The sequence below is a fragment of the Phyllobacterium lublinensis genome (genome assembly GCF_020164435.1).
GTDB classification, from domain to species: domain Bacteria; phylum Pseudomonadota; class Alphaproteobacteria; order Rhizobiales; family Rhizobiaceae; genus Phyllobacterium; species Phyllobacterium lublinensis.
In genome coordinates this window covers 26019-51130 of sequence record NZ_JAIUDQ010000012.1, presented here as the reverse complement: position 1 = coordinate 51130, position 25112 = coordinate 26019, and the positions used below count along the sequence as shown (strand labels likewise).

Below are 25112 nucleotides of genomic sequence, written 5' to 3'. Positions count from 1 at the left end.
TTCGGGCGGACGAACCACCCTGCGTCGCTTGGTCTGTCATTCCCTTGTTATTCCCCGACAAATCGATTGACAGACTCAAGTGGGCCCCTTACATGAGACCCCGCTGCCCAGATGGCGGAATTGGTAGACGCGCACGGTTCAGGTCCGTGTGCCGCAAGGCGTGGAGGTTCGAGTCCTCTTCTGGGCACCATTCCCAAGTTTCAGACCGTCGAGACGGTCCAGAAATTATGCAAAAGGCCCGGTTTTCCGGGCTTTTTTGTTTTCTGGCGTCCAATCTGCGTCCAACGCCAACGATGGTACGCGCCAAGCGCGGGACTTTGGAACCCGGACCAAGTCAGGCGGGCCCTATCACCGCGCACTGCATTGAGACGAACGCGTTAAGATGGCCGCGTGGTGGGCTAACGACGTAGGAAATATGGCTGGAGCGTGAGCCGCTCCGATATGCCGGTTCTTTTCAGGCGGCGCATACAGGCTCAGGTGTTCGGGCCAATTCATCGCGAAATGGTTGAGGTGCTCGGCCGGGAAAGGGCGGATGCCATTCAATGGTCGGTCGCCCGAATGTATTCGGCAAGAGCATTGATTCGAGCCCGTTAAATTATTCGGTCGGGGTGAGTGAGTCGTGCAATCCTTTTCGCGTGGGTGATTGCCGCACCACCACCCGTCGTCTTGGTGAAAAGGTCGAGTGTCTCATCTCCGTCAGCGCCAACGGGCTTGAGGGCCTGGTCGGTGTACTCACCCGACCTTGGATCTCGTGCAATCACGAGGGCAGTCGCAACCAGCCGCATGACCGCGCCAGCAACGACGACGTGCTTTGACATCGTTTCCCAGACGTTTCGAGGCCAAAAGACAAGCGGATTCTCCCGGGGCATAGAAGGACGACGTTCTGATGGACGTTTCAAGCGCAAGAGACCGCTCTGCAATGGATGCACGTTTTCGACGTGTACCATCGTCGCGAAAGTTACCAGCACCTTGACGAGGCTGCCAAGCGGGACGCCTGTCGCAACCGCTCGACGCAACAACGTCTTCATGTGTTTCGGCGTGTAATAAAGGGACCATGCTTCCCGGTAGATGTCTTCCCACTCTTGCTTGCTCATCCTCGCATGGCCCGTGCAGACGTGCTCGACGTCGTAGATATTCAGATCACTAGCCATTTCAACGCCGTTTTTCCACAGGGACTGATGATCTTCAGAGCCGGGCAAAGGTGTCAGGCAGAAGAACTCGATGATATCGAGCGGCAGTTCATCCTGGATAATGGCGATGTCGCGCCGGATGGTTTCGGGTGTATCCGACGGAAAGCCTAGGATGTAGCCGGCCAACGTCATAATGCCTTGGGCCTTCCACGCGAGCAGCATCTTGCGATACTCGGTGATCTTGTTTTGACCCTTCTTGGCCGCAACGAGATTGTCCGGATTGACGTTTTCCAACCCGATGAAAACGCGGGTGACTCCAGCGCGCTTGGCCTTCTCGACGAAGTTCTCGATCTTATGGCAAAGCGTATCGACCTGGATCATGAAGCCAAGCGGGATTCCATCACGCTCCTTCAACATAATCAGCCGATCGAAGATAACTTCCCAATTTTTGTTGCGAGCGAAATTGTCGTCGGTAATGAAGAACTTGTGGATACCATGCGCCCAGTTCAGGCGCACCAGCTCCTCTACGTCATCGGCGGAGCGGAAACGTGATTTGCGCCCCTGCACGTTGATGATCGTGCAAAATGAACATTGATACGGACAGCCGCGCCCGGCGTCGAAGCTCGCACTCAATCCGAGCGTATGCTCGACATGACGTTTCGGCAGGAATGGTACAGGTGCGCTTTCGATGCTCGGTAGATCGTTCATGAAGTTATAAAGCGGTCGCAACTGGTCGGCCGCCGCATCGCGAAGTACGGTCTCAAGCCGGCCCTCGGCCTCGCCGGCAAATATGGAAACCCCCATCTCCCGACATGCATCGAGCCCGACCGCATGTCCATCAAGCATGGCGAGGCAGCCGGATACGTGAAAGCCACCGATGGCGACCGGTAGTCCTGCCTCGCGGAAAGGCCGGGCAATGTCGAGCGCGCGAGGATATTGGTTCGTCTGCACGCCAACCAAAGCGATCAATCCGAGGTTTCCGTTCCGCCGAAATCTCGCGAGGAGTGACGAGAAATCGACTCGCGTATTTGTCTCGTCAATCACGGAGATGTCGATGGCAGTATGGGGACCGAGCACCTGTCGATCCGCACAGTCTTCGGCGATGCCGTACAGCGCTGCCAGCGAATTTGACGGTATCATTGCCCGCCACCAACGGATCACGTATCCGTTGTCATCATAGTGCGAGGGCTTGATCAGGACCAGCTGGAAGCGTCGACTTGGAGCCTCGGGAGCATGTGGCAAAATCAATCTTTCCAATTGGAGGCAGCTGCCTTAAACGCGCTCTTATTTTGAACAGACGAAACTGAAATTGTGTTTGCAACATACCGTATCTTACTTTCCCCCGAATGTCTCAAATGACAATTGTTTCGCCCATCGCGCTCGAGCTCAGCTACGGAATTGCCACCGCCCATAGGTTAGGCCATGGCGTGAAACGAGAAGATTTTGCCAATAGGGGCGGCGCTGCAGCGATGTCCAATAGCATACGCCAGCCTTTTAAGCGTAAAGGAAGCGCCACCAAATCTACGGGGAACTAGAGCCGGTGATATAAAGGCAACCGGCGCTACCGAAAAACTTATAACCGGTACGACGGATTTGATCAGCTGCCTCCATTGATACACTATCGATATTGATACACTATCGATGCAAGGGAGTTGGGAGCGATGGGCGAAATATCTACGGTATGCGCACTTTTGGGACCACGCCAGGCTGGCGTGATCTTTCCAAGCAAGAAAGCGATCCATTCAGGAAACGCGCAAACCCCCATTGACGAACGCCATGACGAGCCCAGGATTAGCGATATGATCTTGGAGAGTATCCTGCTGATTTTTTCAACCTTCTTTTCAAGCTCACTGAAACCGGTAATTATTGCCAAACTGCGTTAATTCACCGGATAGGAGGATGACCATGGCGCAACACAAGCGGCTCGGCGGATTGAAGCTCGCGTTTCGCAATCTGAAGTACAATATTTATCGCAAAAGTCCCCCCACCCTACCGGCACCTCTTCTTCGACCCGTATTGATTGTCGGATCTGCTCCGATAGCGCACAAGCCAGTGGGATTTGATGATCGCTTCAGCGTCATTACAATCAACGGTTCACAGGTTGTGACAAAGAAATGGGGCATCGCTGTTCCGGACGTTACGTTTATCCAATCGCGGCAATTCGATGGAATGAATATGAATGCGCTTGAGGTCCGTCGTGTGCTCAAGGGAGAGCGAACACGGATGCTCTATGCCCTGCTTTGGCGGGAAGGTCTTTCCAAGCTGAATGAGAGGTTACAAGGCTTCGATTACCAATGCGACCGTGTCCGTATCGTAAACCGGTATGAGCGCCTTGCGCTCACAAGAAATCTGATTGGATCATGTGCGAATGAATTGGACGCCGAGACGAAAGTTTCAAACGGAATTATCGCTGTGCTTTTTGCAATACATAACCAAGCCACGGCAATTATCATTTCCGGCATAAACCCCGATTCAAGTGGGCATGTTTACAACGACGCCAACCTTGTCAGGTTGCACGCCAAGTTGGATCGGGAAATATTGGTTGACCTGCAGACCAAAGGCTATCCCCTATACACGGCCGATCCGGAGGTGGCTGAATCGACCGGGTTGCCACTCTGGGATGAACAGGCCCTGGAATCATACAATTCGCGCTACCCGCTTGTTGATTCAAAACCAATCATGAGGGATCGCGCTTCCTTACGGTAAATGCGCGCGGCGAAGAGGTGGAACAAAGGCGCAAGGCAGCCATCGCCCGACGTGGTGGCAAAAAAGCAACGCTCTGCGGCGAAGATTCGTATGGGCCAGATTGTGATTTGATCAGTTCTTGGGGTTGCTCAACAATCAATTCGGGAGGACTAAGAGGATGAGCAACGTATCAACTGTCTGTGCGCTATTTGGTCCCGGTTTAGCTGGGGGAATAGCAATTTTCTTGTTCATGTTATTCCGAGAACGACGAGTGAAGGCAAAGCGCATTCTTTCACGAGCGCGATAGCATTCATGGCGCAGTTTCACTTTGTCGAGGATTACGAGAGGCACGTGAACGAGCTCGTTTCCCAGCATCCGCTCGATGAGGCTATGAGCCTGGCAGTAGGTGGCGGGTATGAGTTGATTGGTGACATTGCCAGCCAGATCGTTGTTTATGCCGGCGCTAAAAGCGGTATGGATGTCTTCGACTTCGGCTGTGGCTCCGGCCGCGTCGCCCATGCACTAGCAAAGAAGGTTGATCTGAAGTCATTCCTTGGAACTGACATCGTCCAGCCGCTTCTCGACTATGCCAAGACGAAGACGCCTGATCATTACCGGTTTGTGAAACACCAGGCGCTGAGCGTACCTGCCCCAGACGAATCGTTCGATATAACCTATGCCTTCAGCGTCTTTACGCATTTGCTGCAGGCCGAGTGCTACATTTACCTGCAAGACATCGCCCGCGTCCTCAAACCGCGTGGAACGTTTGTTTTCTCATTCCTGGAGTTGTCTGAAGGAGCACATTGGGGCATTTTCCAAAACACAGTAGACACGCAGCGCGCCCTTCAGGCTCCGCATCTCAACATGTTCATTGAACGCTCCCAAATCAAAATCTGGGCCAAACACGCGGGCTTCAAAGTCACGGAGATTATTGACGGACCATCCAAGCGCTGGAACGGGCATGCACTTGGCCAAACAGTTGCAATCCTGAAAAAGCACTGACGCTCTGCCAATCAGATCAGCAACTACTCTGCCTGGCCCAACCAGCCGTAGGCCGCGGCGCCGAGCATTGCATTATCATTTCTTCATATTGATAAGTTACTGATCATTGACCGTTAAAGCTTGGCCTCTGCCCCAAAAAACAGTATGCCAAGGGTTAGTCCCCGCGACCAAAAGGATTAATTCGCTTATGTCGTCACGAATTGCAGTGGTCTATTTGGCCAGGCTTCACGAGGGTTTTCATTCTTTCGAGGCCTTTGCCGAAACCTACCGGCGGCATCCTGCCGGTGAGGATCATGATCTATACATCGTTTGCAAGGGATTCGAGAAGCCAGGCGAGTATGCTGCGATCGGCGCAGTTTTTACAGGCATCAAACACAAGATCATACACGTCAAAGACGACATCGGTCTGGACATCCACGCTTACCAGGAAGCGGCACGCAAGATCGATAATGAGTATATTTGCTGCTTAAACACCTTTACGAGCCTGCGAACAGACAATTGGCTTGCCAAGCTCTGGGCAAACATGTCAAAGCCCGGTGTAGGATTGGTCGGCGCCACGGGCTCATTCGAAAGCCTTTACAATAGCTGGAAGGTCGTCAACTTCGTTTCATGGAGTACAGCGGTTCCGGCCCGCTACGATCGAGCTTTTGTACGCAACTATGCATGGTTGATCAACCAATGCGCGCCGCACATGTTGCGGGCTGCGAAGTCGAAACAACTTCGCATCCGCCGTTTCCTGAGCGACACACTGCGTAACAGGCCATCGAATGAGTCACTTCAGGAAGAGTATTCCGGTGTATGGGCACAGACTCTCAGCCAGAACGGCGGGTTTTGCAGCAATTTTAGAGACTTTCCCCGGTTTCCGAATCCGCACATCCGTAGCACGGCCTTTTTGGTCCGCCGGAAGGACCTGCTTGCCGTTACACTGGAAGACAAAGGCAAGATCGCATGCTGCAAATTCGAGAGCGGCACGGAAGGCCTATCGATTTCAATGATGCGACAAGGTCTCGAACTGCTCGTTGTGGGCGCCGATGGTGTTGGCTATTCCATGGAGCAATGGCCGACGTGTGGAGCATTCAGGTCAGGCAACCAATCAAATCTGTTGGCGTCAGACAATCAGACCGACAGCTACAACGGCTACTCGGCGGAAGAAAAGCTTGCCCACCGAATTATGTCTTGGGGTGGGTACGATCCTGATATTGATGACAATGCGGAAATTTTCCGAACTCCTTTCCATCGCGAGTTTTCGATCACTGAACGGATCGAACATTTCCGCGACATGCCAAAGGCCAAGAAGGAACGCTTGTTCTCCATCGCGATACCGACCCACAATCGTCTCGATCTCGTCCTCGATGCCATCAAGACCGTTACCAACCAGAATTACAGCAACTGGGAAATTGTCGTATTTGACAACTGCTCCAAGGAGCCGGTCGGCGAGGCGATCCGGGCCATTGGGGATCCGCGCATTCGCTGCGAGCGGTCAGACGAATTCCTGCCGGTGACAGGTAGCTGGAACCGCGCCATTAATATGGCACGCGGCGATTTCATCACGATGGTTGGCGATGACGATGGCATCGCACCGGGCTATTTTGAGCGCATGAACTACCTAATAGATCACTTTGACAATCCGGAATTGATATTCACCAATCTATATCAGTTCATGCATCCGGGCGTTGTTCCCGGCCATCGACCAGGCTACGTCGCCGACCTGCAGATGGCGGACTTCCTCGTCGGCCGAGATGCCCCATTCGTAGTCGATCCGAAAGTCGTGAGAACGTCTGTCGACAACTCGCTGAAAATGCGCCGTTCCTTCATGTTCAATATGCCAGCGTTCTGCTGCAGCCGTGCTCTTCTCGACCGAATTCGCGTTGATGGCGAGGTTCTGCACTCACCGTTCCCGGACTATTACTTTGCCAACCTGGTGCTTGAATCCGCGATAAAGGTCGTGGCGGAACCGAAACCCCTCGCTTTCCAAGGCGTTTCGAAGGTTTCATTCGGCTTTACGATGATCAATGCGAAGATCGACGACGGCTTCAAGGTTCTAAACCATGACGTCGCCAACGACCGCATCTATGGTGAGGTCGCAAAACACATTCTGCCCGGCAACCGGTACAATTCTGAATACATCGTCACGATGGCTTATCTGGCGAGCGCCCTGGGTGACAAGTCGCGCCAACCGGATTTCAAGCACTACCGTAAGGTTCAGATCTGGCAATACGTCAAATCTCACCATTCGATGTTCAACTGGTTGCGGAGAGACCAGCGGGGCAAGGAAATTTGGAGCCAATTGTCGACCGATGAAAAGCTTTGGATGCTCAAGGTGAATATCCTTCACAAGCTGTCGCTGCTCCTGCCCCGCTATTTTGGGCCCATGGTGGGCAGGATCGATCGGGAATCCAGCGCTTATCTGTACAACGCCAAGCAGGTTTTCCTACGTGCGGGCGACCATGTGACTTTGATGGATGTATTCAAAGATCTTGAGAATGGTCCGTTCTCACAACCCATTGAGAGAGCGGATGCCGAGAAAAAGCCGGCAAAGAAAAAGGCATCGACCACCCGCGGGCGAAAGACAATGCCGGTCGAACTGGTAGTCGAAGAAACGTCGTCCAGTCGCGAACTAAAGAAGGCAAGCTAGGCCCGAAACAAAATGTCCCCTAATGCATCTGGAAACGGGGACTATCCGGACAACACTATTGCGATAGTGCAAAAGAAAACAAACGCCGAGAGGTAGGCCCCATGGCTGGCATGTGCTTACCTGCCACCGACAGCTTGTTTACAACGCTACGTAGCGACCGATAACGAGCAACGTCTCCGGGCCCAGTAGCATTGTGACACCCGCAACAAACGTTAGACCCAAAAGCCATACTCTTGTCGGGTGTTAATATCCCGCAAACGCTTGAAACAGCAGCCAAAATACCGTGCAGTGAACCAGATAGGTGACATAGCTCCATTCGCCAAACCTCACAGCCAATCTAGAGAACCAATTTTCGTTCTTGATTTGAGGCAATTGCGCCGCTGCGCCTACGAAAAGGACGCAGGAAAGACCTCCGGTCCATTTCAGTGTTGCCCTATCATCAGGCGTCCCTATTGCAATCAAAGGGACACCGATCATCAGCGCGAGCGGCCAAAAGGTGATTACCCTCATCAGCCGAGGCAACAAAAGTCCAGCAGCAAAGGCCACATTCATGGATGATAGGAGTAATGTGGCGAGTGGTGGGTTTATTGAAACCTGCATGTCGGGTGCAAACATTGCCGTCAACAGAATAGCTACCAGCCATCCAGCGGCGAACCAATCAATCCATTTTGCCAGCCCCGCCACGGATATGAGAAACAGAACCAACTAGAAGGCGGTTTTGAAAACAAGTGTCCATTCTATTCCGAGAACTCCTGGCGCATAAACCGGCACAAGAGACAGTCCAAGTACGTCAATTTGTGGCCTCCATGGCATAAAAAACAAGAGTGCTATCGAGGCGGCCGCGGCAAATGTAATAGGGCGGATATATTCTTACGATCCGGTGCAGAATGAACGACCATGGATCCGTCCTTTGCACAAAGTCCGCCATGAGAAAACCGGATATCGCGAAAAATATGATGACACCGTGAAACCCCAATTGTTTGGAGGAAAACAGGCTCGCATAGGCGCTCGGACCCACGAACATATTCAGATAGACCTGCGAATGATAGATGGCGACAAAACCAGCAGCCACCGCCCTCAAAACCTGAACGTTGTTATATTTCACGAGCGCCGGCCGAACGGTCGAAGCCGTGATCCCTCTCAATTGGTCCATTAAGTCCCCCAAGACTAGGAGGTTATCATCATTTCTCCTAACAGCGCTGGGAATTGCATATCTTATCTCTGATACAGTTTAGCGACCCATTCGAACTAATTGGCAGGTGTCACGCCCAGCGCAGCACCACCAAGACCGACAACTCCAAGAGCACCTATCCCATATGCTTCCACTGTTTCACTTGTTCTGTAATTTTTTTGTTATCTCTAACCTGAGTGGTAATCGTGGCGATCTCAGTTTTGATGTCACCCACTTCCGTGACAGTCGATGCGTTGAAAAGAGTAAAAGGGCGTGATGACTCCCCAAACTGAATGAAGACTTTGACGCCACAGTTCACACGGATGAAATAATTACTGTTGTAGTGCATCTCGACAATGCTAAGAACAGCATCAATTGGGGGAAAGCAATGAACTACAACGCAACGTTTCCGGTAGAGCGTGTAACAACAGGTTTCGTGCCATCTCCGTTTCTTATCAATCGGATCAAGGCCTCCTATCGCGTTGCACTGCAACGAGCGCCAACACCGGAGGATTCATTTCTCTGGTCTATGATCGGTTCGAAGCAATTGGACGTCCACGAGGCTCTTATGTCGGATGGCGGCGCGCTCATGGATCTGCTGTCTGATCCTCAGAAGACCGACCTTTATTATGGCGTCGACATTTTGGCCAAGGGCATTATGGCCATGATGGACAATGACACCTGGATAGAGGACCGTTGGAAGAACGGGGAACGACTGCATTCGATGCTCGAGGATCTAGTCGTCTCGCTTGGCGGCAGGATACTTTTCAATCCGGAAGGCGGTGCCAATTATCCGTACAAGACCAAACCGTCGTCAGACCCGGTCGATAAATGCTTTGACTTTATCCAGCAGGAAATGGGAACGCAGCTGAATTTTCCTAACCCCTTTGCAGGAGAATTCGGACTGGTGACATCAAAGGGAATAGTGACTGAACGTGCAGTCCAAGCCATCTATCAGGCGCTGCTGATCCGTCGCCACTCAGGAAACACCTGCCTTGAAATAGGCGGGGGCATGGGTCGAACAGCGTATTACGCTCATCAGCTGGGAATACGATACAGCATTATCGACCTCCCGATGACCATTGTCGGACAAGCGCTTTTCCTTTCAGCAACGCTCGGCGAAGATGCCATTTGGATGATCGGGGATTCCGAACCTCGCGGTAACCGCGTCGCTCTGCTTCCTCCATCTGAACTTCACGCGATCGGTCCTGTGGACGTTGTGCTCAACGTCGATTCACTAACGGAAATGGGTGAAAAGACGGCCTCCGGTTATGTAGAATGGATCAGCAAGAACGCCGGGACATTCCTGTCCATCAACCATGAAGCCAATCATTTCACCGTCAAGCAAGTAATCGACAAGTCGTATCCAGATAGTGCTCGGTCACGCCACCTATACTGGTTGAGGGCCGGTTACGTGGAAGAGGTGTTCAGCTTCCGTCAGGACAACAGCAAGGAAATGCTCGCATCGGTGCTTCAAAGCACATCATGGCGGATGACCGAACCCCTCCGTAAACTCGTGACTTTGTTCCGATAGATCAGCGCTTTCCACCTCTCAACAATGCGACGCCGGCACGGATTGGCTTGGTCATCCGCCAAGACGTGCTGGCGTAAACCGCTGACAATCGAGACTCTACGTTGGCCAGCGCCTGTTCTTTGCGCTCGAGCGCTTGCTGGAGATTTTCAGCATGATGCTGAGACGCCGCTAGCTGTTCCCGCAGGTTCGCAAGCTCGGCCCTGTTTTTCAGAACCTCTGGCAGCACGGTAACAAACTCACGCTGCATATCGGTTGATTCAGGCCGTCGGCCACTAACATTCAACTGCTCCACCAGCTCACGTGTGCCCGACAAGGGGAGTAGCCAGTTGCAATCCTGGACACGGAATTCGGTACCCGTGATATGGCGCCGGTTTTCGAAGCCGTCCTCGCCCTTCCGGATAACGCAGACTGAATTGCTGAAGGAAATCTCATCGATGTTCAGATCGGCATCATCGATATCGACGTTGTATCGTTTGGCGAACGGTTCAAGCAGATTAAAATCCGGACGACCGTCGCGCCAGAACTCCTTGTTAGGCACATCGGCCAGCAACTTCAGAAATCCCATTGAACTGAGCGTCAAGTCCGTACCGCCGCCCCACTGCGGCCAATAGGAGGTGTGGAGATCCTCGATCACATACACGCCGCCCGGCTTCAGCTTGGGGAAGTACATGGCGAATGAACGGATGATGTCTTCGACGATGTGAGATCCGTCATCAACGATAATATCGAAACTCGGCGTGTCCTTGATCAGGCTATCATAAATTGAAGGTGAGTTCGCATCGCCGACAAAAACTTCAATCCGTGGATCTTCGAACGTGAGGTCTCGGCACTTCTCTTCGATATCACATCCCAATATACGGGTCGCCTTGGGAAAGTACTTGCCCCAGATTTCGAGAGAACCGCCGTTCTGTATACCGATCTCTAGCAAAGTGATGGCTTTATCCCGATACCTATTGAAATGATTGTCATAGGTTTCAAAGTAGGATGTCCACTTGTCAGAGCCGAAACGCTTATGTTCGTCGAATATCTTTCGAAGAGTGGGGAGCGCCATGAAAGTTTTTGCCTTTTTTCTTGATGCGTTTCCCCTATACATCTCGACGATAAGTTGCAATCCGGAATTCAACTCAGGTATGTTGGGTGCTCCCGCAGACACATTATTCAGCATGCGAGCTCACTGCTAAATTGGTATTCGGTTTCAGTATCAAAAAGTCCTTGCGCTCGTTATAGTGCTCACTCGACCCATCCTTCACCGCCGCTGATTCACGCTGCGATGTTTTCCGGAACGCTGGCATACAAATGAACAGTTTGAAATTTGGAACGAGCGGCCTTCGTGGTCTGGTCACGGAATTGCCCGATGCGGTTTGCCGGGCATATACGCTTGCGTTTCTGAAACACATGCAAAACTCACATTCGGTTCCCACGGATGGGACGCTGCTCGTCGGCTATGACCTGCGCTCCAGCAGTCCGCAGATGGCGGCGGCATGCGTGTCCGCGGCCCAGGAACTCGGCATGAACGTCGAAAATTGCGGACCGGTTCCGACCCCGGCGCTGGCATTGCGGGCCATGACCCTTAAGGTGCCGGCCATCATGGTGACGGGCAGCCATATTCCAGCTGACCGCAACGGTTTGAAATTCTATCGCCCCGATGGCGAGATCGACAAGGCCGACGAAGCTGGCATTCTTGCTGTCCTTGAGCTGGATGGGTTCGTATCATCCGCTGCGACCGAACCGGTCGCGATCGTTCCCGATGCGTTGAATTACTATAGTGAAAGATGCATTGCGTTGCTGGGCGCCCGGGCCTTGGCCGGCAAACGCATTGGCGTCTACCAGCACAGTTCGGTCGCGCGCGACCTCATTGTAAGCATATTGCAGGAACTCGGCGCAGATGTGGTCACGCTTGGCCGCTCGGATGTGTTCGTTCCCGTCGATACGGAAGCCCTGCGCCCCGAAGATGTCGCGTTCGCCGATGCCGCAGCCAGGAAATACAAGCTCGATGCGCTGGTCTCGACCGACGGCGATGCGGACCGGCCGCTTGTTGCCGACGAAACCGGCGTGTTTCTGCGCGGCGACAGCCTAGGGCTTTTGACCGCACGTTTTCTGAATGCCGACGCGGTGGTCACGCCAGTTACCTCCAATACCGCCATCGAGCTCAGTGGGCTCTTCGCCAAGGTGTATCGCACGCGCGTCGGATCGCCCTATGTCATCGAAGGCATGGAACAGGCTGTCAAGGACGGCAATCGCCGTGTCGTCGGCTTCGAGGCCAATGGCGGCGTACTGCTTGGTTCGTCGGTCTCCATGGACAGCGGCCAGCTCGAAGCGCTGCCGACGCGTGATGCCATGCTGCCGATCCTCAGCGTGCTCGGCATGGCGGCAAGGGATGGTGTTGTGCTGTCCAAACTCATGGACGGGTTGCCTTCACGATTCACGCGCAGCGGCCGTATCGAACATGTCTCGGCGGAACAAAGCAGCCCCTTCCTGCAAATCCTGCGTGACGATGACGCCACGCGTGCCGGTTTCTTCGCTGCTTTAGGCACAATCAAGGACAGTGACGCCATCGACGGCGTCAGGGTCGTCCTCTCCATTGGCGAAGTCGTCCACTATCGCGCTTCCGGAAATGCCCCAGAACTGCGTTGCTATGCGGAGGCAGCCAGTGACGAGCGGGCCGAACAGTTGCTTGAATGGGGGCTGGCGCACGCGAAGCGTGAATTGGCTGCACGTGACTAGCCCGCATTCCTTACAGCCGCGCACTCGTTTTGATTGGTACAGTGGCCTACATGCTCCGGTGCGCACCTTCGCCTGGTCGGGGCTCATGCCCGCAGATATATAGATATTAAGCGCCGTTTCGGTGCCTTGTTCAAACGTTGCCAGTGCGGTAAGCACAATCGCGAAATCACGGATCAGTCCCTGAAGTAGGCCAGCTGTGTCGAACCACCTTTCCTGGCGTTACAGGCGCCTCCGCTCGCTGACCCAGCGAATGCGCATCAGTATTGCCCTGCGCGGCTGGCGGGGGACGCTTGCCCGCATTTCGCAGGAGCTGGTCCGCCGACCGGCCGAAGACGACAGCCTCGACATGCTCCCCGTGGGCACGGCCCTTGGCGAACTCGCTCTGCCGACGTCCAAGGTACCCGAGGTATCCATCGTCATCCCGGTCTATGGGAAAATTGAGTACTCCCTCGCCTGCCTGCATTCGATCGCGGCGCGCCCGCCCGGCATGCCGTTCGAGGTGATCGTGATCGATGACGCATCGCCAGATGACACAGTCGCCGTCTTGAGCAACGTGGGCGGCATACGTCTGCTGCAGAACAAGACGAATCTCGGCTTCATCGGCTCATGCAACGCAGGCGCCGCCGTAGCAAAGGGCGCGGTGCTCATTTTCCTGAACAACGACACGCAAGTTACCCAGGGTTGGGCCGATGCACTGGTGCGTGCCTTCGATGCGTTTCCCGGCACCGGTGTGGCAGGCAGCCAGCTCGTCTACCCGGATGGCCGATTGCAGGAAGCGGGGGCGTGGGTGTTTTCCGACGCATCGGCCTGGAACATCGGGCGTTTTGAGTCAAGGCGCGATCCGGCCTATCGCTATGCCCGCGAAGTCGATTACGTGTCCGGCGCGTCGCTCGCCATCCCGGCAAAACTTTTCGCCGATCTTGGCGGGTTCGATCCACGCTTCGCTCCCGGATACTACGAAGATACTGACCTTGCGTTCGCTGTGCGGGATCGCGGCTTCACGGTGCGCTACGTGCCCGATAGCGTCGTCATCCATGCCGAGGGCATAAGTTCGGCCGCGGCACCCGATTCGGGCATGAAGCGTTTCCAGGCGATCAACCTGCACAAGCTTGCCGAGAAGTGGCAAGAAGAGCTGACCAGGCAGCCAGCGCCCGGAACCCCACTTACCACTATCGACAGACAACGGCGGCGCGGCAGCATACTGGTGGTCGACACCAGTACGCCGGATGCGTCCCGCGACTCTGGATCCGTCCGGTTGATCGCCATGATGCGGCTACTGGTCGCCGAAGGCTTGCATGTCGTGTTCGCGCCCGATGACGGCCACGTCTCCGAGCGCGACATCACCATGCTGGGCGGGCTCGGCGTGGAAGTCGTTGCACGACCATGGCATGCCAGCATCCCTGCATGGATTGCCGCTCATGGTGCCGACCTCCATTCTGCAATACTTTGCAGGCATTCCGTCGCAACCCAGTATGAGCGTTTTGTCCGTCGCCACGCACCGCTTGCGCGCGTCATTTTCGACACGGTAGACCTGCATTTCCTTCGCGAGGAACGTGCGGCCGTGCAGGCAGGCAGCGCGAGCCTTTCGCGCCAGGCGCAGGCCACGCGTCGGCAGGAGCTGGACGTGATCGCATCAGCGGATGCGACGTTCGTAGTGAGCGAGTTCGAGCGCTCGCTGCTTGCACGGTTGCTCCCGGAGGCACGCGTGTTGCTCTTGTCCAACATCCACGAGGTGCATGGTCGCACTGCTGGCTTCGCGGGACGCCGTGACCTGCTATTCGTGGGCGGTTATGGCCACCCACCCAACGCCGATGCCATGCGCTGGATGGCCAGCGACATCCTCCCGGCGTTGCGGCGGCTGGATCCCGCAGTCCGGATTTTCGTGGCAGGCGACGTGCCCGTGGAACAGCGCTCCGAGCTGGCGCAGGCTGGCCTGGACATGCTTGGCCGCGTGGACGACCTGCAACCGCTGACAGCACATTGCCTAGCATCGATTGCACCGCTGCGTTTTGGCGCGGGCGTGAAGGGCAAGGTCAACATGTCCATGAGCCATGGCTTGCCAGTGATCGGCACCGGCGTCGCTACCGAAGGCATGCAACTCGCCGATGGTGTCGACGTGCTCGTTGCGAATACCCCCGATGATTTCGCCTCGGCTTACCAACGTCTGGCCGGCGACGAGCACTTGTGGGCCTCCTTGTCCGAGCATGCTCTTGAAAACGTTCGAAACCACTTTTCGGCGACTGCCGCGCGTGACGCGCTTCGCCAGGCCATTAACTGAACATGTCGTCACCTGATTTTCGCCAGCTCGTTTTCCGCCTGCTCCGTCTCGGCTTCCGGCTGACGCCGATGCCCGTGCGCACTCGCGACCGCCTGCGCCAGCACTTCCTGGCACGTTTCGCCGACCTGGTGCCTACTGGCCCCGCGGGCAAGGCCGCAGGGCCATCGGTCCACCGCGCCCTTGACCATGCTGGCCACCGTCTGCTCGGTTACACCGAACGTAGCGAGGCGAAACTTCCTTCGCCCTTGCCCGCGACGATGGTCGCTTTCTACCTGCCCCAGTTTCATCCGACGCCGGAAAACGATGCGTGGTGGGGCAAGGGATTCACGGAATGGCGCAACGTCACGCGCGCCCTGCCTCAGTTCGAAGGTCATGCCCAGCCGCGCCTCCCGGGAGATCTCGGTTTCTACGATCTGCGCCTGCCGGAAACGATGCGGGAACAGGCGCTTCTTGCGCGCACGTACGGTATAAGCGCGTTCGCGACATACTTCTACTGGTTCGCCGGTAAGACGCTGCTTGAGGCTCCGCTACGGCAATGGCTGGACGACAGCACGATCGATTTCCCGATCGCCTTGTGCTGGGCCAACGAAAACTGGTCGCGCCGTTGGGATGGCCGGGCGAACGATGTACTGATCGGCCAGGCGCACAGCCCCACGGACGACCTGGCATTTATCGCGTACGTAGCGCCATATCTGAAAGATCCCCGTTATCTAAGGGTGGACGGCAAGCCGGTGCTGATGGTCTACCGGCCTGGACTTTTGCCGGATGCGCGCGCGACGGCCAAGCGGTGGAGGGCATGGTGCCAGGCCAATGGTGTCGGCGATCTCCACCTCGTCTACGTACAGAGTTTCGATAATGTCGACCCTGCAACGATCGGCTTTGATGCAGCCGCGGCATTCCCGCCAAACAACACAAGCCTTGCTCCGGTCACGTCCGCGCACCGGCTGATCAACCCTGAATACACCGGGGAGATCCTTGATTGGCGCGACTTGGCAACACAGTCGATGGCTGCGACTGATCCGGGCTACCTGCTGTACCCGGGAATTAACCCTGGCTGGGACAACGAGGCTCGCCGCAGCGGGCGCGGCCGAACTTACGTGCACGCGACACCACGTGCATTCGAGGCATGGACACGCCATGCGATCGACAGCGCGCGCCGACGTGCGCCAGGTGCACCTCTGGTGTTCGTCAACGCCTGGAACGAATGGGCGGAAGGCGCCGTGCTCGAGCCCGACGCTCGCCACGGCTATGCCTGGCTTGAGGCAATTCGCCGTGCGTTCCGTTCACCGCCCGCGCCTCGCAAGCGTCCATGCGTAGTAATTCATGTGTGGTATCCCGACCTGCTCGGTGAACTTGTCGATGCACTGCGCGCGACGGGCCTGCCATTCCGTACCATCCTCACCGTCCCTGTCGAGCGGGAACACGCCGTGCGCAGCGAAGTCGAACGCCTGAACCTGGATGCCGAACTGGTCATCGTACCGAACCGCGGTCGCGACATACTGCCCTTCCTACGCCTCGCCGGGCGCCTGTTCGACGAGGGCGAGGATGTGGTGCTCAAGCTCCACACCAAGCGCTCTACCCACCGCGACGATGGCGCGACATGGCGCTCGGAACTGGTCAACCGGCTCGCCGCGCCGGCGCGGGCGCGGGCCATTGTCGATGCGTTCTCGGCTGACCCAGGCTTGGGCGTTGTCGCACCGGAAGGGCATGTTCAGCCGCTGGGCTTCTATTGGGGCGCGAACGAGGCCAACGTTGAATACCTGTGTTCGCTGATAGGTATCGCCCAGCCTGACGTATCCACCGATACATTCGTCGCCGGCAGCATGTTCTGGTGCCGGTTAGGCGCCTTGGCCCCCCTGCTCGATGCGCCGCTTTCGAATGCAGACTTCGCCGCGGAAAGTGGCCAGGTCGATGGTACGCTCGCTCATGCGGTGGAACGGGTTATTACCCTCACCGCACGCAGTACCGGTTTCCGTGGAGCCACTGGCGCCGAGATCATGGGAGAACCGTTGCCGCCGGTCGCGCCGTACACCTACGCCAAGCGTAGCCAGTAAAGATCGGGATACGACACAGGTGGAGTTCCCGGAACGGGGCCCAGGATACCATTGCCAATGGCACCTGGGATCGAATCTGAATCTTCCCGCAAGTACTCCGCAGAAAAATCCAACGATGCGTCGCCACGCAAATTGTAAAGCCGGCCTCGCCACCGGAAGTAACCTTGCACTCACGCATATGCGCTCAACAAGGCGCTCTGCTAACCTGGGAACCGCTCAACTTTAACCCGGTTCGCTAGCGGATGTGACTACTGGTCACTGTCCCGACTGGATTTGTTGTGCTAACTCGAGCATCCATAATTCGCCCAGACGAGAGATCGAGTTTCCATGAGCAAAGTTAAGTCGCGCAATCTGACTGCACAGGAGGATGTGTCAGAGGCACTTTCCAAGTTCCGATTAGCGGCACTTCTTGGGTGGCAGGATATTGCACAGCGCTATCGCCGGTCCAGCATCGGAGCTTTCTGGCTCACGATCAACATGGGTGTTTTGATCGGTGCCCTTGGCCTCGTGTTCGGCACTATATTCAACACGCCAATGTCAGAATTCCTGCCGTTCATTTGTGTGGGCTTGATTCTTTGGGGCTACTACTCTCAAGTAATAAACGAGAGTTGCGTAACCTTTATCGCAAATGCTGACACTATATTGCAGCTGCCAATACCATTCTTCGTATACATTATGAGGATGTGCTGGAGAAACACAATTATATTTTGTCATAATTTGATTATATTCCCCCTAATATTATTGGTATTCGGCAAATTCGTCAATTTCTATGCACTTCTGGCGATACCAGGGTTCGTGATTGCAACAATAAATCTGATGTGGATTTCGATTGTTCTGGCGATCCTCTGCACTCGGTATCGCGATCTGACGCAAATTGTCCAAAATATCATGCAAGTCGGTTTGTATGTGACGCCGATAATGTGGATGCCCAGCCAGCTACCGGAACGCGCCTCACGTTTCATGCTGGACTTCAACCCCTTCTATCACCTCGTCAGCATCGTAAGGGAGCCGCTTCTGGGTGGCCATGGGACCGGTATCAACTGGCTTTTTTCGATCGGAATGGCCGTGATAGGTTGGGGCGTTGCTTTGTGGTTCCTTGGTCGCTATCGATCGCGGATTGCTTATTGGCTTTGAGAAGACGCTGATTTTAACTCTTTTATGAGCAGGCAGAATGACTTCAATTACTCTTGAAAATGTCTCGGTTGATTTTCCCATATACAATGCGAGAAGCCGGTCCCTCAAAAACCAGGTAATAAGCTTGGCTACGGGCGGAACGATCGGCTCTGACTCTGACGGCCATGTTGTCATACGTGGACTTGATGCCATCAACATCATGCTCAAAGAAGGTGACAGGCTGGGATTGATCGGTCACAATGGATCCGGCAAGACCACACTTCTTCGCGTAATGAGTGGTGTATACCATCCTACAGGCGGCAACGTAGCAATCGATGGCAATTGTACGTCTCTGATCAACATTTCCTTGGGGATCGACCCCGAAGCCACCGGTCGGCAGAATATCGCCATACGAGGCGCGCTTTTGGGCTTTACAAAGCGCGAAATGGAGACCCGTCGCGAGGAGATCGAAGACTTCTCCGAATTGGGCGGCTTCCTCGATATGCCGGTGCGCACTTATTCGTCAGGTATGCAACTGCGACTGGCATTTGCCATTTCCACCGTCATTCAGCCGGAAATCCTCATCATGGACGAATGGCTGGCGACGGGCGACGAAGGGTTCAAGGACAAGGCCAATCAGCGCCTGCACGAACTTGTCAACCAAACAAAGATACTCATCATAGCCAGTCATTCGCGTGAGCTCCTCCTCAGCAATTGCAACAGGATCATCTGGTTGGAGCATGGAAGTATCCGCATGGATGGTGATGCGGCAACAGTTACCGCCGCGTATTTCGGCCATTGACCACAAGGGTGATGTAGTTCTTGACTGTCGTGCACACGCGATAACCCGCAGCTTCGACAAAAACGCTATCTGGAAGGCCCCTGAGCTTGAAAATCACACCAACAAAACTCCCCGGCGTCATGATCGTTGAGGTCGACGCAATTGTCGACGAGCGGGGCTTGTTTGCCAGAACTTTCTGCGCCGACACTTTCAGAAAAAACGGTTTGATTGACCAATTCCCTCAGTGCAATGTTTCCTGGAATCCACATCAGGGAACGTTGCGTGGAATGCATTTTCAGGCCGAGCCTTATCCGGAAGTCAAACTTGTACGCTGCACCAGAGGACGTATTCTGGATGTGGCTATCGACCTGCGTGTAGAATCACCGACCTATTTGCAATGGATCAGTGTCGAGTTGGACGCCGATCGGCGCAACGCTCTCTATATTCCCGCGGGATGCGCCCATGGCTTCCAGACGCTGGTTGAAGATTGCGAGGTGTTCTATCACATGGGCGAATCCTACAAGGCGGACTTTGCCCGCGGCGTTCGCTGGAATGATCCGGTGTTTGCAATTGATTGGCCCCTGCCGCCGCAACGCCTGTCGGAGCGGGATGCCACCTATCCGGATTATAAGCGGTGAAGCGCGTTCTCGTTACCGGCGCATCGGGTTTCTTCGGGCGGCATTGTCTGCACGAGTTGGTTCAGCGCGGGTATGAGGTCCATGCGTGCGCGCGCCATGTTCTCGATATGCCGGAGACGCAATGGCACGGCGTTGATCTCATGCAGCCCGGTGCGGGTACTGAATTGGTGCAGACGGTGCGACCGACCCATCTGCTTCATCTGGCCTGGGACGTGGGCGCCGGCTTCTGGTCTGCACCCGACAATATTTCCTGGGTTGCTTCCACGCTCTCCCTGATGCGCGCCTTCCATCTCTCGGGTGGCGAGAGATTCGTTGCTGCAGGGACATGCGCCGAATATGACTGGACCAATCTGCCGGATTATGTGCGCGAGGATGCGATACGCGAACCGGCAACGTTCTACGGGGCGGCGAAGGAAAATGCTCGCCGACTGATCGAAAGTTATTCCCACCAGACCGGTCTTTCCTTCGCCTGGGGCGTCCTGTTCTTGTCGTTCGGACCCCATGAAAGGCCCGAGCGGCTCGTCCCTTCAATCATCCGCAACCTGCTTGCAGGACGTGCGGCGGAAACTACCGCCGGAACACAATTGCGAGACTTCCTGGACAGCCGCGAGGTTGCTGGCGCGTTTTCCGCTCTTGTCGACTGTACGGTTGAAGGCAGTGTGAACATCGCCTCTGGCGAGCCAATCGCGTTGCGGAACGTCATTGAAAGGCTCGGAAAGCTTACCGGACGTTCGGAACTCCTGAATCTGGGCGCTCTCCCGATGCGGCCCAATGAACCGCCTCGGCTCGTTGCTGATACCACGCGGTTGCGCCAGGAAGTCGGGTTTACGCCACGCATTTCGTTGGAACAAGGCCTGCAGGATGCTATCGACTGGTGGCGGCAACATCAATAAGTCGTGTTTGGCGGTGGATGATCAGCATCGTACGCTCCGGTGTACGAATTTAGCAGGTTTGAAAGATTAATGTTCTCCCAACTAACCCAAATTGGCCGCAAGATCGTTTGTCCGCTACTCAAGAAATGGACGAATCGACGGAACAGCAAGGTCTTGGCCACCAGTGGACTCTTCGATTCGGCCTGGTACTTCGATCGATATGAAGACGTACGTTCTACAGGGATGGATCCGATTTTCCATTATGTGGCCCATGGTGCCGATGAGGGACGCGATCCAAGCCCTCTCTTCCATACCAAATGGTATCTCACGCGGTATCCCGAGGTTAAGCGCACTGGAGCAAATCCGCTGGTTCATTACCTGAAACAAGGTGCTGCGGAGGGACGGGATCCTAATCCGGTATTTGATACCAACTGGTACTCCATGAAGTATCCAGAGCTTTCGAGAAACGGAATCAACCCGCTTCTCGACTACACAGAGCGCTCTTCGGGCGGTGAACGGGATCCCAATCTCCTGTTCGACACTGGCTGGTATCGCAGGCAAAACCCCGACGCCAATGGCAAGAACCCGCTGGAACACTATTTCGAACTCAAGGATGCACGAAAATCAACCTTCGATTCCAATGTGCTCACGTCGGGCATAAAGGTCGCGGTCGTTGCCCATCTTTTTTATGAGGACCTCTGGGATGAGGTCATATCCTATTTTAGCAATATACCGACAGCGTTCGACCTCTATGTAACCGTGCCCAAACAAGCGGCGGCCGCGTTACGAGAGCTGATACTTGACACATTTCCTGATGCAATAGTTCTGGAAGTGGATAATGCCGGCCGAGACATTGGCCCATTTCTTTCTGTCCTACCGCTACTGATCGACAAAAACTATACCGCGATCTGTAAGGTTCATACAAAGAAAGGGCAGACAGAGCCTGCGACATGGCGGAGGCTTATGCTCCAAGGTTTGTTGGGGAACGAGTTCCTGGTCACCCGAATCCTCTGCAGCTTTCAAAGCAATCCGGATTTGCTTCTGGTAGGTCCGAACGACCTGTATGTCTCCGGGCCGACACACATGATGGATAATCAATCCAAGATCGACGGACTGATTGAGCGGCTATATCCGGGGCGGAGACTTCCATCGGAGTGGGGCTTTTTTGCGGGTACGATGTTCTGGATAAGCCCCCGGGCATTGGAAAAGCCTCTCCAGATGTTCCTCGAGGGCCTTGATTTTGAAGCGGAGGACGGGACGAACGACGGTCAAATTGCCCATGCGATCGAGCGCTTTTTTGGTCTCGTTGCGACAATGGAGAATGGCCACGTTGGATTGACTGAACTCCATGGGACCGGCCCATGGGGAGCAAAGGTCAATATTGAGGTGGCACCAGGCAAGCCGCTGCAACACAGCTTGACTGCCCTGTTGCGAAAGCATGCACTGGAACAGCACGCAGCTCTGTCCATCGTCCCGCCCACGCCTCTGCGCCGATGGGCTGCACCCGCGGGACAGGAAGCTGGAGTAAACCTGATCGGTCCCGTTGGCTTTATCAATGGTGTGAGCATCAGTGCTCGAGGCTACGCTTCCTGCGCTATGAGGGCCGGGATTCCCCTCAACGTGATCCCCTGGAGCCAGGGATTTGAGCGTCTTCGCCCGACGCCGGCTCTATATCCTGCAACTGACAGTCAACAAATCAATCTCGTTCACCTCAATCTTGATCTGCTTGCAAGCGCACGATTTCTCGACAAGGCTCCGCTCGAAGAAATTGTCGGACCCGATAGGTATAACATTCTTATTCCCTACTGGGAGTTGTCCTCGCTCTTACCTGAATGGCACGAAACCCTCCACAGATTCGATGAAATCTGGTGCGCGAGCACATTCATGGCCAGATCCCTTACCGCTGTAACAAAGCGGCCGGTTCGGGTAGTCCGTCCAATGCTCGAACGGCAAACCGTCGCTTCGACCAGGACACGGGATGATTTTGGACTCGCGGACGATCGATTTGTATTTTTCTATGCTGCCGATGCTGGAAGCATATTGGGACGCAAGAATCCTAAGGCACTCATTGACGCGTATGTCGAAGAATTTGAACCCGGTGATGGCGCCTGCTGCCTGGTGAAGATTCATTATTCCAATGTCGATAGCCCAGAGATTCGAGACATACTCTCCATCGCCGAACAGCGACCGGATATCATATTCATGGACCGCCTGCTGGAAGATTCTGAAATGCACGATCTCTTCCAACTGATTGATTGCTATGTATCCCCGCATCGTTCCGAAGGGCTAGGACTGACGATATTGGAGGCCATGGGCGCCGGAAAACCGGTAATCGCGACACCGTACGGAGGATCGGCAGATTTCGTGTCTTCCGAATCGGCATGGCCGCTGGATTACAAGCTTGTTGAAGTCGGAGAAGGTAACGCGCCATATCCAGCTCAATACTTGTGGGCAGATCCAGCGCGGGACTCTTTGCGGCAGGCGATGCGCTCTCTATTCGCTGACCGGAAACTGGCAGATGAGTTGGGCCGGAAAGGACGGGCTTACGCGCATGATCTCTTTTCGGCCGAAGCAACCACGAAAACAATCCGCTGGGAGTTGGATCGTATAATGCGGGCCGGCAGTCTCGAGGACGATGGCCAAGCTGCTTTCAGTCTGCGAAGTGCAGTTTGAGACGGTCTCCACCCATAAACTTGAAAGAAACTCATGAGACGGATTCTCCATCTTGCACGCAGATTTCTCGCGGTTGCTCGTACAATGGGCCTGCGAACGGCAATTCAACAGGCTAAAAATGTCGTTACCGGACTCCTATCACGCCCGGAAAGCCCCATTGATTCACCCTCCAAATATCTGCGCGCTTTGACCTCAAGCGACATTCGCATCAGTGTTCTCGTGCCAGTCTACAACACGCCACCACAGGTGTTGGAGGAGGCGATCAATTCGGTCCTTGACCAGACCTATCCCAACTGGGAGCTGTGCCTTTGCGATGATTGTTCAGACGCGGGCGAGACAGCGGAGGTTCTCGAAAAATATCGCGGCATAGACCCACGCATCAAAATTGTCCGGTCACCGAAGAACCTCCATATCGCTGGCGCTACCAATCTTGCGGCGGAATTCGCGACAGGCAATTTTGTAGCCTTCCTTGACCATGACGACACATTGGACCCCAATGCGCTTCAATTCGTCGTGCAGGCAATTGAGGACAACCCGGACGTCGATGTTCTCTATACCGATGAAGACAAGATCGAGACTGATGGCAGCCGCAGCGAGCCATATCTGAAGCCTGACTGGTCACCGGAACATCTTCTGTCGGTCATGTATGTGTTGCACTTCATGGTGATCAGAAAGTCCCTCTTCCTGAAGTTGGGCGGTCTGCGGGACGCGTACACCGGTGCTCAGGACTATGATCTGGCCTTGCGTGCCACATCGAAGGCAAGGCGTGTTGTCCACATTCCACAGGTGCTTTACCATTGGCGAAAGATTCCGGGTTCGGCCGCAGCCGTTGTTGATGCAAAACCCACCGCGTTGATCAATGCAAAGCGCGCTGTTGCGGATTTTGTACAGAGCCAGGAGCCCCACGCCGAAGTTGTCGATGGTCTGTTCCCGGGGAGCTATCGCGTCAAATGGCCTGTTGATCCGTCACGACCGGTTACGCTGTTGATGCTGACGGACAGTCGTGCGCGGGAAGTTGAAGGGCATGGCGACATCCTGCTTGTCGAACATTCAATAACGAGCATCCTCGAACGTTCAACATTCAGAAACTTCCGGATCATCGTTCTGGACAATGGTCGCCTGCCGGCCGATGTCCGAGAGCGCTTTGTCAAAGCGGGAGTGACCGTCGCTCAGTACGCTTCACAAGGGACGTTCAATTTTCCCGACAAAATGAACCATGGCTTCGGGCTCGTGACGACAGAAGACGTCATCATTCTCAATGACGATATTGAAGTGATTTCACCCGACTGGATCGAGGCGCTACTCTCGTTCTCGCGTCGTCCTGACGTCGGCGCTGTAGGAGCTCAGCTTCTCTATCCGAACAACAGGTTGCAGCATGCCGGGGTGGTCATGGGTGTAAACGGTTTAACGACGCACATTTTTCATAATCAGCCAGCAGCTGAGGTCGGATATTGCGGCTTTACCCATCTTATCCGGAACTATTCAGCCGTTACGGGTGCAGTCCTGGCCACACGTATGAGTCTTGTGCGGGAAGTCGGAATGTTCGACCGAAATCTGAGGGTAGACTACAACGATATAGATTTCTGTTTGAGACTTGGTGCTGCAGGTTATCGCGTCGTCTATACTCCATTTGCCTCGCTCTATCATTTCGAAGGATCGTCGTTGGCGAGGAGGGAAGTAGATGAATTGGATAGACAACACTTCCTGTCGCGTTGGCGTGCCCAGGTCAAAGCCGACCCTTATTACAATCCGCGGCTACCGAAGAATCGAACTGATTGCTCGGTACTTCGCTGGTGACCTAAACTTTGCGATCACCAGCGAA

18 protein-coding genes, 1 tRNA gene and 1 pseudogene are annotated in these 25112 nt (G+C 54.9%); 15 read left to right on the top strand and 5 right to left on the bottom strand.

Annotated features, from left to right (window positions below):
- Positions 1-105: 105 nt before the first annotated feature.
- Positions 106-190 (top strand) — tRNA-Leu (locus K9U38_RS15160).
- Positions 191-590: 400 nt separating this feature from the next.
- On the opposite strand, the gene K9U38_RS15155 is transcribed toward K9U38_RS15160, so the two are convergent.
- Positions 591-2372, bottom strand: coding sequence for a B12-binding domain-containing radical SAM protein (locus tag K9U38_RS15155; RefSeq protein WP_224495183.1), 1782 nt, complete (start codon positions 2370-2372; stop codon positions 591-593).
- Between the two features lie 419 nt (positions 2373-2791).
- Between K9U38_RS15155 and K9U38_RS15150 the strand changes: the two genes are divergently transcribed.
- The 4 genes from K9U38_RS15150 to K9U38_RS15135 all read left to right on the top strand — a co-directional run bounded on the left by K9U38_RS15150 (position 2792) and on the right by K9U38_RS15135 (position 7452).
- A complete protein-coding gene (locus tag K9U38_RS15150) occupies positions 2792-3013 on the top strand; it encodes a hypothetical protein (RefSeq protein WP_224495182.1) in 222 nt (73 codons plus the stop codon).
- A gap of 169 nt (positions 3014-3182) precedes the next feature.
- On the top strand, positions 3183-3836 hold the full coding sequence (locus K9U38_RS15145) for a membrane-anchored protein (RefSeq protein WP_370631952.1): 654 nt from the start codon (positions 3183-3185) through the stop codon (positions 3834-3836).
- 291 nt (positions 3837-4127) lie between these two features.
- Positions 4128-4817, top strand: coding sequence for a class I SAM-dependent methyltransferase (locus tag K9U38_RS15140; RefSeq protein ID WP_224495180.1), 690 nt, complete (start codon positions 4128-4130; stop codon positions 4815-4817).
- Between the two features lie 187 nt (positions 4818-5004).
- Positions 5005-7452, top strand: coding sequence for a glycosyltransferase family 2 protein (locus K9U38_RS15135; RefSeq protein ID WP_224495179.1), 2448 nt, complete (start codon positions 5005-5007; stop codon positions 7450-7452).
- 243 nt (positions 7453-7695) lie between these two features.
- On the opposite strand, the gene K9U38_RS15130 is transcribed toward K9U38_RS15135, so the two are convergent.
- The 3 genes and pseudogenes from K9U38_RS15130 to K9U38_RS22140 form a co-directional block, all read right to left on the bottom strand.
- Positions 7696-8157 carry a hypothetical protein gene (locus tag K9U38_RS15130; protein WP_224495178.1) on the bottom strand — a complete coding sequence of 154 codons (462 nt, stop codon included), beginning with the start codon at positions 8155-8157 and terminating at the stop codon, positions 7696-7698.
- Positions 8158-8242: 85 nt separating this feature from the next.
- Positions 8243-8605 carry an acyltransferase family protein gene (locus K9U38_RS22145; RefSeq protein ID WP_224495177.1) on the bottom strand — a complete coding sequence of 121 codons (363 nt, stop codon included), beginning with the start codon at positions 8603-8605 and terminating at the stop codon, positions 8243-8245.
- Positions 8606-8700: 95 nt separating this feature from the next.
- Positions 8701-8804 (bottom strand): annotated as a pseudogene (locus K9U38_RS22140) (DUF1515 family protein); the annotation flags it as partial.
- Positions 8805-9011: 207 nt separating this feature from the next.
- Here K9U38_RS22140 and K9U38_RS15115 point away from each other — a divergent pair.
- On the top strand, positions 9012-10157 hold the full coding sequence (locus tag K9U38_RS15115) for a putative sugar O-methyltransferase (protein ID WP_224495176.1): 1146 nt from the start codon (positions 9012-9014) through the stop codon (positions 10155-10157).
- A 1-nt stretch (position 10158) separates the two neighbouring features.
- Here the strand turns inward: K9U38_RS15115 and K9U38_RS15110 are convergent, their stop codons facing one another.
- Positions 10159-11322: a class I SAM-dependent methyltransferase gene (locus K9U38_RS15110; RefSeq protein ID WP_224495175.1), complete on the bottom strand. Its 1164-nt coding sequence runs from the start codon at positions 11320-11322 to the stop codon at positions 10159-10161.
- Positions 11323-11453: 131 nt separating this feature from the next.
- Between K9U38_RS15110 and K9U38_RS15105 the strand changes: the two genes are divergently transcribed.
- The 9 genes from K9U38_RS15105 to K9U38_RS15065 all read left to right on the top strand — a co-directional run bounded on the left by K9U38_RS15105 (position 11454) and on the right by K9U38_RS15065 (position 25087).
- Complete coding sequence (locus tag K9U38_RS15105) at positions 11454-12881, top strand: phosphomannomutase (RefSeq protein ID WP_224495174.1); 1428 nt, start codon at positions 11454-11456, stop codon at positions 12879-12881.
- A gap of 250 nt (positions 12882-13131) precedes the next feature.
- Positions 13132-15159 (top strand): glycosyltransferase, encoded by a 2028-nt coding sequence (locus K9U38_RS15100; protein WP_224495173.1) that lies wholly within the window; start codon positions 13132-13134, stop codon positions 15157-15159.
- Positions 15160-15161: 2 nt separating this feature from the next.
- Positions 15162-17213, top strand: coding sequence for a glycoside hydrolase family 99-like domain-containing protein (locus K9U38_RS15095; RefSeq protein ID WP_224495172.1), 2052 nt, complete (start codon positions 15162-15164; stop codon positions 17211-17213).
- Between the two features lie 327 nt (positions 17214-17540).
- The gene (locus tag K9U38_RS15090; protein WP_224495171.1) at positions 17541-18347 is read left to right on the top strand and encodes an ABC transporter permease; all 807 of its coding nucleotides are present in this window, start codon (positions 17541-17543) and stop codon (positions 18345-18347) included.
- Between the two features lie 37 nt (positions 18348-18384).
- The gene (locus K9U38_RS15085) at positions 18385-19128 is read left to right on the top strand and encodes an ABC transporter ATP-binding protein (protein WP_224495170.1); all 744 of its coding nucleotides are present in this window, start codon (positions 18385-18387) and stop codon (positions 19126-19128) included.
- Positions 19129-19214: 86 nt separating this feature from the next.
- Positions 19215-19745, top strand: a complete 531-nt coding sequence (gene rfbC, locus K9U38_RS15080) for a dTDP-4-dehydrorhamnose 3,5-epimerase (RefSeq protein ID WP_224495169.1) — start codon at positions 19215-19217, stop codon at positions 19743-19745.
- A complete protein-coding gene (locus K9U38_RS15075) occupies positions 19742-20638 on the top strand; it encodes an NAD-dependent epimerase/dehydratase family protein (RefSeq protein ID WP_224495168.1) in 897 nt (298 codons plus the stop codon). Before rfbC ends, K9U38_RS15075 begins: the two co-directional genes overlap by 4 nt.
- A gap of 69 nt (positions 20639-20707) precedes the next feature.
- Positions 20708-23290: a rhamnan synthesis F family protein gene (locus K9U38_RS15070; RefSeq protein WP_224495167.1), complete on the top strand. Its 2583-nt coding sequence runs from the start codon at positions 20708-20710 to the stop codon at positions 23288-23290.
- 33 nt (positions 23291-23323) lie between these two features.
- Positions 23324-25087 carry a glycosyltransferase family 2 protein gene (locus K9U38_RS15065; protein WP_224495166.1) on the top strand — a complete coding sequence of 588 codons (1764 nt, stop codon included), beginning with the start codon at positions 23324-23326 and terminating at the stop codon, positions 25085-25087.
- Positions 25088-25112 lie beyond the last annotated feature (25 nt).

Excerpts from the sequence above, each read along its gene's own strand:
- K9U38_RS15110 (WP_224495175.1), bottom strand. The coding sequence starts at position 11,322 with ATGCTGAATAATGTGTCTGCGGGAGCACCCAACATACCTGAGTTGAAT.
- K9U38_RS15090 (WP_224495171.1), top strand. The coding sequence starts at position 17,541 with ATGAGCAAAGTTAAGTCGCGCAATCTGACTGCACAGGAGGATGTGTCA.
- K9U38_RS15065 (WP_224495166.1), top strand. The coding sequence starts at position 23,324 with ATGAGACGGATTCTCCATCTTGCACGCAGATTTCTCGCGGTTGCTCGT.
- K9U38_RS15085 (WP_224495170.1), top strand. The coding sequence starts at position 18,385 with ATGACTTCAATTACTCTTGAAAATGTCTCGGTTGATTTTCCCATATAC.
- K9U38_RS15070 (WP_224495167.1), top strand. The coding sequence starts at position 20,708 with ATGTTCTCCCAACTAACCCAAATTGGCCGCAAGATCGTTTGTCCGCTA.
- K9U38_RS15100 (WP_224495173.1), top strand. The coding sequence starts at position 13,132 with ATGCGCATCAGTATTGCCCTGCGCGGCTGGCGGGGGACGCTTGCCCGC.
- K9U38_RS15105 (WP_224495174.1), top strand. The coding sequence starts at position 11,454 with ATGAACAGTTTGAAATTTGGAACGAGCGGCCTTCGTGGTCTGGTCACG.
- K9U38_RS15150 (WP_224495182.1), top strand. The coding sequence starts at position 2,792 with ATGGGCGAAATATCTACGGTATGCGCACTTTTGGGACCACGCCAGGCT.
- K9U38_RS15115 (WP_224495176.1), top strand. The coding sequence starts at position 9,012 with ATGAACTACAACGCAACGTTTCCGGTAGAGCGTGTAACAACAGGTTTC.
- K9U38_RS15135 (WP_224495179.1), top strand. The coding sequence starts at position 5,005 with ATGTCGTCACGAATTGCAGTGGTCTATTTGGCCAGGCTTCACGAGGGT.
- K9U38_RS15140 (WP_224495180.1), top strand. The coding sequence starts at position 4,128 with ATGGCGCAGTTTCACTTTGTCGAGGATTACGAGAGGCACGTGAACGAG.
- K9U38_RS15095 (WP_224495172.1), top strand. The coding sequence starts at position 15,162 with ATGTCGTCACCTGATTTTCGCCAGCTCGTTTTCCGCCTGCTCCGTCTC.
- K9U38_RS22145 (WP_224495177.1), bottom strand. The coding sequence starts at position 8,605 with ATGGACCAATTGAGAGGGATCACGGCTTCGACCGTTCGGCCGGCGCTC.